The sequence below is a fragment of the Mediterraneibacter sp. ICN-202921 genome, from assembly GCF_037890075.1.
GTDB classification, from domain to species: domain Bacteria; phylum Bacillota; class Clostridia; order Lachnospirales; family Lachnospiraceae; genus Mediterraneibacter; species Mediterraneibacter massiliensis.
Genome location: NZ_JBBKBE010000020.1, coordinates 43,536 through 49,626 on the forward strand (window position 1 = coordinate 43,536; position 6,091 = coordinate 49,626).

Genomic DNA, 6,091 nt, shown 5'->3' on the forward strand with positions numbered 1-6,091 from the left:
AAACATATACAGATAAAGAATTTTGTAACAGGAATCGTAGGGACAAACTGCTACATTGTGAGCAACATTGCAACGAAAGAGGCGTTTGTCGTAGATATAGCAGGAAAATCTACGCCTATGGCAGAGTATATAAAAGAAGAAGGACTGAGGATAAAAGCGCTTTTTTTGACACATGGTCATTTTGACCATATCATGGGGATTGACTGGTTCACGGCTTTGTTTCCGGTTCCAGTCTATGCCTTTGAGGAAGAGAGAAAACTGCTTGAAGATGCCGGGTTAAACGCGTCTTCTTCCTATGGAAGTGCTTATACATATAAGCAGGCGCAGTATATAAAAGATAACGAAGAACGTAGTGTTGCAGGCGTGAAGATACACGTTTTATATACACCGGGACATACCATTGGCGGATGCTGCTATTATCTTCCGGAGGAAGAAGTACTTTTTTCAGGAGATACGCTGTTTAAAGAATCCATCGGGAGGACAGATCTTCCCACCGGAAGTTCTGGAAAGCTTATCCGTTCCGTGAAAGAAAGGCTGTTTGTGCTGCCGGATGAGACGGCAGTATTCCCGGGACATATGGAAACCACAACGATCGGATATGAAAAAGCATACAATCCGTTTGTGAGATAGATGCGGCAGAGGAAGCACAGATGATTAAAATAAGCAGTCAGAAAAACAAATATACGTATAATGTGTATCATCTTGTAAAGGCATTTTTCCCGCAGGAAGAAATTGTGCAGCAGGTAGATGAGAACCAGGAGCCTCTTGTGAAATTCAGTGCAGATGGAGGCTCTTCTTTTTGTGTCCGCAGGGAAGAAAAAGAAGAGAATGTGATTCGTAGTGTTTACCGGCATTTGTCAGAAATGACAGGCAGAGAGCTTGCCTGGGGAATGCTTACGGGCGTGCGTCCGACGAAGTTGGCTATGCAGGCAATCGAAGCGGGAAATACGCAGGACGAGGCGGTGAGGTATTTGAAAGAGACGTATTTCATCAGTGAAAAAAAGGCTCGTCTGGGAGTGGCGATCGCAAAAAAAGAGAGAGGATTGCTAAGAAAACTAGATACGAAAAAGGGCTTCAGTCTTTATGTAGGGATTCCTTTTTGCCCAAGTATTTGTTCTTATTGTTCTTTTAGTTCTTCTCCTATCGATCAGTGGCGTGAAAGGACAGATGCCTATCTTGCGGCGCTGTGTAAAGAAATACGGGCGTTGGGAAGGATGGCGGCTGATAGAAAACTGGATACCGTCTATATCGGCGGCGGTACACCGACGACACTGTCTGCCTCTCAGCTTGACAGGCTTTTGTCTGTCGTTGCGGAGAGCTTTCCAATGGAAAGCTGCATGGAGTATACGGTGGAGGCAGGACGCCCGGACAGTATCACAGAGAAAAAACTGCAGGTATTGCGAAATTATCCGGTGACGCGTATTTCCATCAATCCACAGACGATGCAGACAAAAACGCTTAAGCTGGTAGGAAGGAAGCATACCGCCGAAGACGTGACAGAAAGTTTTTATCTGGCACGTAAGGTGGGATTTGATAATATCAACATGGATCTGATCGCAGGGCTTCCGGGGGAAGATGCCAATGATATGAAAGATACGCTGCGGCAGATCGAGCGGCTTTCGCCGGACAGCCTGACTGTACATGCACTTGCCATTAAAAGAGCGGCGAAATTCGGACAGGAAGGACGGATCCAGATGCAGGGCAGGGAAATAGAGATTATGGTGGAGGCGGCTGCAGAGGCTGCGAAACGGATGTCTATGGAGCCATATTATCTATATCGACAGAAAAATATCGCGGGGAATTTTGAAAATGTAGGGTACGCAAAGGTTGACAAAGCAGGAATATACAATATACTTATTATGGAAGAAAAACAGACGATCCTTGCGGCAGGCGCAGGAGCGACGACCAAGATCGTACTGCCGGAAAAGAGAAAATTGGAAAATGGAAAAGAAACAAATCTTATCCGTATCGCAAATGTGAAGAATATTACGGAATATATTGAACGTATTGATGAAATGATAGAACGAAAGGAAGAATGGCTATGACATTAAAAAAGAAACCAGTCACAGGCATGAAAGATATGCTGCCTGCAGAAATGGAGATCAGAGATTATGTGATCGGACTGATCAAAGAAACCTATAAATCTTTTGGTTTTTCTTCTATTGAGACGCCTTGTGTGGAGCATTTGGAAAATCTGTTGAGCAAGCAGGGCGGAGACAACGAAAAGCTGATCTTTAAGATCTTAAAGCGCGGTGAGAAGCTGAAGATCGGGGAAGCGAAAGAAGAAGCCGATCTGGCAGACGGAGGACTTCGATATGATCTGACAGTGCCTCTTTCCAGATATTATGCAAATCATGCGAATGAATTGCCGGCTCCTTTTAAGGCCTTACAGATGGGAAATGTGTGGAGAGCAGATCGTCCACAGAGAGGAAGATTCCGTCAGTTTATGCAGTGCGATATTGATATTTTGGGAGAACCTGGCAGCCTGGCAGAGATAGAACTTATCCTGGCAACGACCTGTCTGCTGGGGAAATTGGAGTTTAAAAATTTTACCATCCGTATCAATGACCGGAGATTTTTAAAGGCGATGGCGGCATACAGCGGTTTTAAAGAGGAAGACTACGAGACGGTCTTTATTATTCTGGACAAAATGGACAAGATCGGGATCGACGGCGTGGCGGCAGAGTTAGAGGAATGTGGATATGCGAAAGAAGCGGTGGATAAGTATTTACAATTATTTAAAGAAATCCAGAACGATGTGGAAGGCGTTCGCTGGTGCAAGGAAAAATTACAGGGCTTTCTTGAGGATGAAGCGGCGGCTTCACTGGAAATGATCATCACAAGTGTAGAAAGCGCCAAAGAGGCGGATTTCAAGATTTGTTTTGATCCTACGCTGGTGCGTGGGATGTCCTACTATACAGGAACGATCTTTGAGATCGCAATGGACGAGTTCGGCGGTTCGGTAGGCGGCGGCGGACGTTATGATAAGATGATCGGAAAATTTACCGGTCAGGATACGCCGGCTGTTGGTTTCTCCATTGGCTTTGAGCGGATCATAATGCTTCTCATGGAACGCGGCTTTTCTATACCATCCGGAAAGGAGAAGAAAGTATTCTTATTGGAGAAAAATCTTTCAAAGGAAGCTACCCTGAAGGTTCTGGAAATGGCAAGAGAAGCGCGGATGAATGGAAAACAGGTCATGCTCGTAAATATGAAGAAAAATAAAAAATTCCAGAAAGAACAGCTGAAAGAACAAGGATACACGGATATAACAGAGATATACAAAGATTAAGCACAGAAAGGAAAAGAAAGATCATGGCAGAATCAATGCAGGGGCTGAAGAGAAGCCACCGCTGCGGGGAACTGTCCGCAGCAGATATAGAAAAGACAGTTACCATTATGGGATGGGTGCAGAAGAACAGAAATAAAGGAGGGCTGGTCTTTGTAGATGTCAGGGATCGCTCTGGCATCATACAGGTTGTATTCGAGGAAGGAAAAGCAGACAAGGCGCTACTTGATAAGGCAGCAGGCTTACGCGCGGAATACGTGGTAGCGATCGTCGGAACAGTACAGAGACGTTCGGGTGCAGTCAATGAAAATCTCTCTACAGGGGAGATCGAGATCATCCCTCATGAACTACGCATCTTATCAGAGTCTGAGACACCGCCGTTCCCAATTGAAGAAAATGCAAAGACAAGGGAAGAAGTGCGCCTGAAATATCGATATCTGGATCTTAGAAGACCGGATCTGCAGAAGAATCTAATGCTCAGGAGCCAGGTGGCGAACTTAGTGCGTCAGTTTCTTTCTGAAGAAGGCTTTTTAGAGATTGAGACGCCGATGCTTGGAAAGAGTACACCGGAAGGAGCGAGAGATTATCTGGTGCCGAGCCGTATTCATCCTGGCAGTTTTTATGGTCTGCCGCAGTCGCCGCAGATTTACAAGCAGCTGTTGATGTGTTCGGGGTATGACCGTTATTTCCAGATCGCGAAATGTTTCCGTGATGAGGATCTGCGCGCGGACAGGCAGCCGGAATTCACGCAGATCGATATGGAATTATCGTTTGTAGATGTGGAGGATGTGATCGATGTCAATGAACGTATGCTGGCAAAAGTATTTAAAGAAGTACTGGATGTAGATGTTCCACTGCCGATCCCGCGGATGACCTGGCAGGAAGCGATGGATCGTTTTGGTTCTGACAAGCCGGATGTTCGTTTTGGAATGGAACTGACAGATGTCACGGATGTTGTGAAAAACTGTGGTTTCGGTGTCTTTACAGGCGCTGTTGAAAACGGCGGAAGCGTGCGCGGGATCAATGCGAAAGGGCAGGGCGCGATGCCAAGAAAGAAGATCGACAAGCTGACGGCCTTCGTGAAGGATTATGGCGCTAAGGGGCTGGCCTATGCAGCGATCCAGGAGGATGGAACTGTGAAATCCTCTTTTGCAAAATTCCTGACAGAGGAAGAAATGGAACAGCTTGTGCAGGCGATGGATGGACAGCCGGGAGATCTGCTTTTATTTGCGGCAGATAAGAATAAGGTCGTGTGGGACAGCCTGGGCGCCCTTCGTCTGGAGCTTGCCAAACAGATGGAACTGCTTGATAAAAAGGAATATAAGTTTATCTGGATCACAGAATTCCCACTTTTAGAGTGGAGCGACGAACAGAACAGGTATACAGCAATGCATCATCCATTTACGATGCCGATGGAAGAAGACTTGGCGCTTCTGGATACAGACCCAGGGAAAGTACGCGCGAAAGCGTACGATATCGTACTCAACGGAAATGAGATCGGAGGCGGAAGCGTCCGTATTTTTCAGGATGACGTGCAGGAAAAAATGTTTGAAGTACTAGGTTTTACCAAGGAGCAGGCATACAGTCAGTTTGGCTTTTTGCTGGATGCTTTCAAGTATGGTGTCCCGCCGCACGCAGGACTTGCCTATGGTCTGGACCGCCTCGTTATGCTGATGGCTAAAGAGGACAGCATCCGTGATGTGATCGCGTTTCCGAAAGTGAAGGACGCGTCCTGTCTGATGACGGAAGCTCCCAGTATTGTAGATGAAAAACAGCTGATCGAGCTGGGGCTTGAAAGAGTAAAGGCAGAATAAGAGATGAAGAGGATAAAAGAGAAGTGGCTGTTCGTATGTCTTGTCTTTTTTATTTCTGTTGCATTGCCATCTTGCGGACAACTGCCGCAAGATGGCAGGACATCTTCTTCGCAGTTCCAGACAGGGCGAAAAGCGGCGGAAGAGACAGTAACGCTGGCGGATATCCCAGCATATACAGACCAGCCTTACGTAGAGATAGATCAAGGAGAACCGGAGTTTACAAAAGAGGAACTTACCACAGAACCCTATGAAGACTATGGAGAACTGGACGATCTCGGACGCTGCCAGACAGTGCAGGCATGTGTAGGAAAAGAGACGATGCCTACAGAGGAACGTGGGGCGATCGGACAAGTAAAGCCGACAGGATGGCATACGGTGAAGTATGCAGGGATAGATGGAAATTATTTGTACAATAGGTGCCATTTGATCGGGTATCAGCTGACGGCGGAAAATGCCAATCCTGAAAACTTGATCACAGGGACGAGATATATGAATACAGAGGGGATGCTGCCCTTTGAAGAACAGGTTGCGGAGTATGTAAAAGAGACAGGCAATCATGTCTTGTATCGTGTGACTCCTGTGTTTGAGGAGGAGAATTTGGTCGCCTCAGGCGTACAAATGGAAGCAGAGTCGGTAGAGGATGAAGGCAAAGGCATCTGTTTCAATGTATATGTCTATAATGTGCAGCCGGATATTGACATAGATTATCAGACGGGAGAGAGCAAAAAAGCGGAAGCAGTCTCTGAAGAAGGGAACAAACAGCCGGATAAAGAAGCGAAGATGGATGGAGCTGACGCAGAAAAAACGTATGTCCTCAATCAGAACACATATAGATTTCACTTGCCGGACTGTGACAGTGTGTCTGCTATAAAAGAGAGGAACAAAAAAGAGTATACTGCAGACAGGGAAACATTGATAGAGCAGGGATATAAACCATGCGGAAGATGTAAACCTTAAGAAATAGAAAGCAATTTCCTATGAAATAAAA

The 6,091-nt window shown here is 46.1% G+C and carries 5 protein-coding genes; all 5 read left to right on the forward strand.

All coding sequences use genetic code 11. The features are described from left to right. Window positions 1-6 precede the first annotated feature (6 nt). From WKT01_RS12430 to WKT01_RS12450, 5 genes are read left to right on the forward strand one after another with little or no spacing between them, the layout of a single operon-like run. Window positions 7-630: an MBL fold metallo-hydrolase gene (locus WKT01_RS12430; protein ID WP_059070551.1), complete on the forward strand. Its 624-nt coding sequence runs from the start codon at window positions 7-9 to the stop codon at window positions 628-630. A 20-nt stretch (window positions 631-650) separates the two neighbouring features. After that, entirely contained in the window at window positions 651-2,045 is a 1,395-nt protein-coding gene (hemZ, locus tag WKT01_RS12435) for a coproporphyrinogen dehydrogenase HemZ (protein WP_340312563.1), read from the forward strand. Then, a complete protein-coding gene (hisS, locus tag WKT01_RS12440; RefSeq protein ID WP_117975465.1) occupies window positions 2,042-3,292 on the forward strand; it encodes a histidine--tRNA ligase in 1,251 nt (416 codons plus the stop codon). The genes hemZ and hisS overlap by 4 nt, the downstream gene beginning before the upstream one ends. Window positions 3,293-3,315: 23 nt before the next feature. Further along, window positions 3,316-5,103: an aspartate--tRNA ligase gene (aspS, locus tag WKT01_RS12445; RefSeq protein WP_059070198.1), complete on the forward strand. Its 1,788-nt coding sequence runs from the start codon at window positions 3,316-3,318 to the stop codon at window positions 5,101-5,103. Window positions 5,104-5,106: 3 nt separating this feature from the next. Next, window positions 5,107-6,060 (forward strand): DNA/RNA non-specific endonuclease, encoded by a 954-nt coding sequence (locus WKT01_RS12450; RefSeq protein WP_340312564.1) that lies wholly within the window; start codon window positions 5,107-5,109, stop codon window positions 6,058-6,060. Window positions 6,061-6,091 lie beyond the last annotated feature (31 nt).

Excerpts from the sequence above, each read along its gene's own strand:
- hemZ (WP_340312563.1), top strand. The coding sequence starts at position 651 with ATGATTAAAATAAGCAGTCAGAAAAACAAATATACGTATAATGTGTAT.
- hisS (WP_117975465.1), top strand. The coding sequence starts at position 2,042 with ATGACATTAAAAAAGAAACCAGTCACAGGCATGAAAGATATGCTGCCT.
- aspS (WP_059070198.1), top strand. The coding sequence starts at position 3,316 with ATGGCAGAATCAATGCAGGGGCTGAAGAGAAGCCACCGCTGCGGGGAA.
- WKT01_RS12450 (WP_340312564.1), top strand. The coding sequence starts at position 5,107 with ATGAAGAGGATAAAAGAGAAGTGGCTGTTCGTATGTCTTGTCTTTTTT.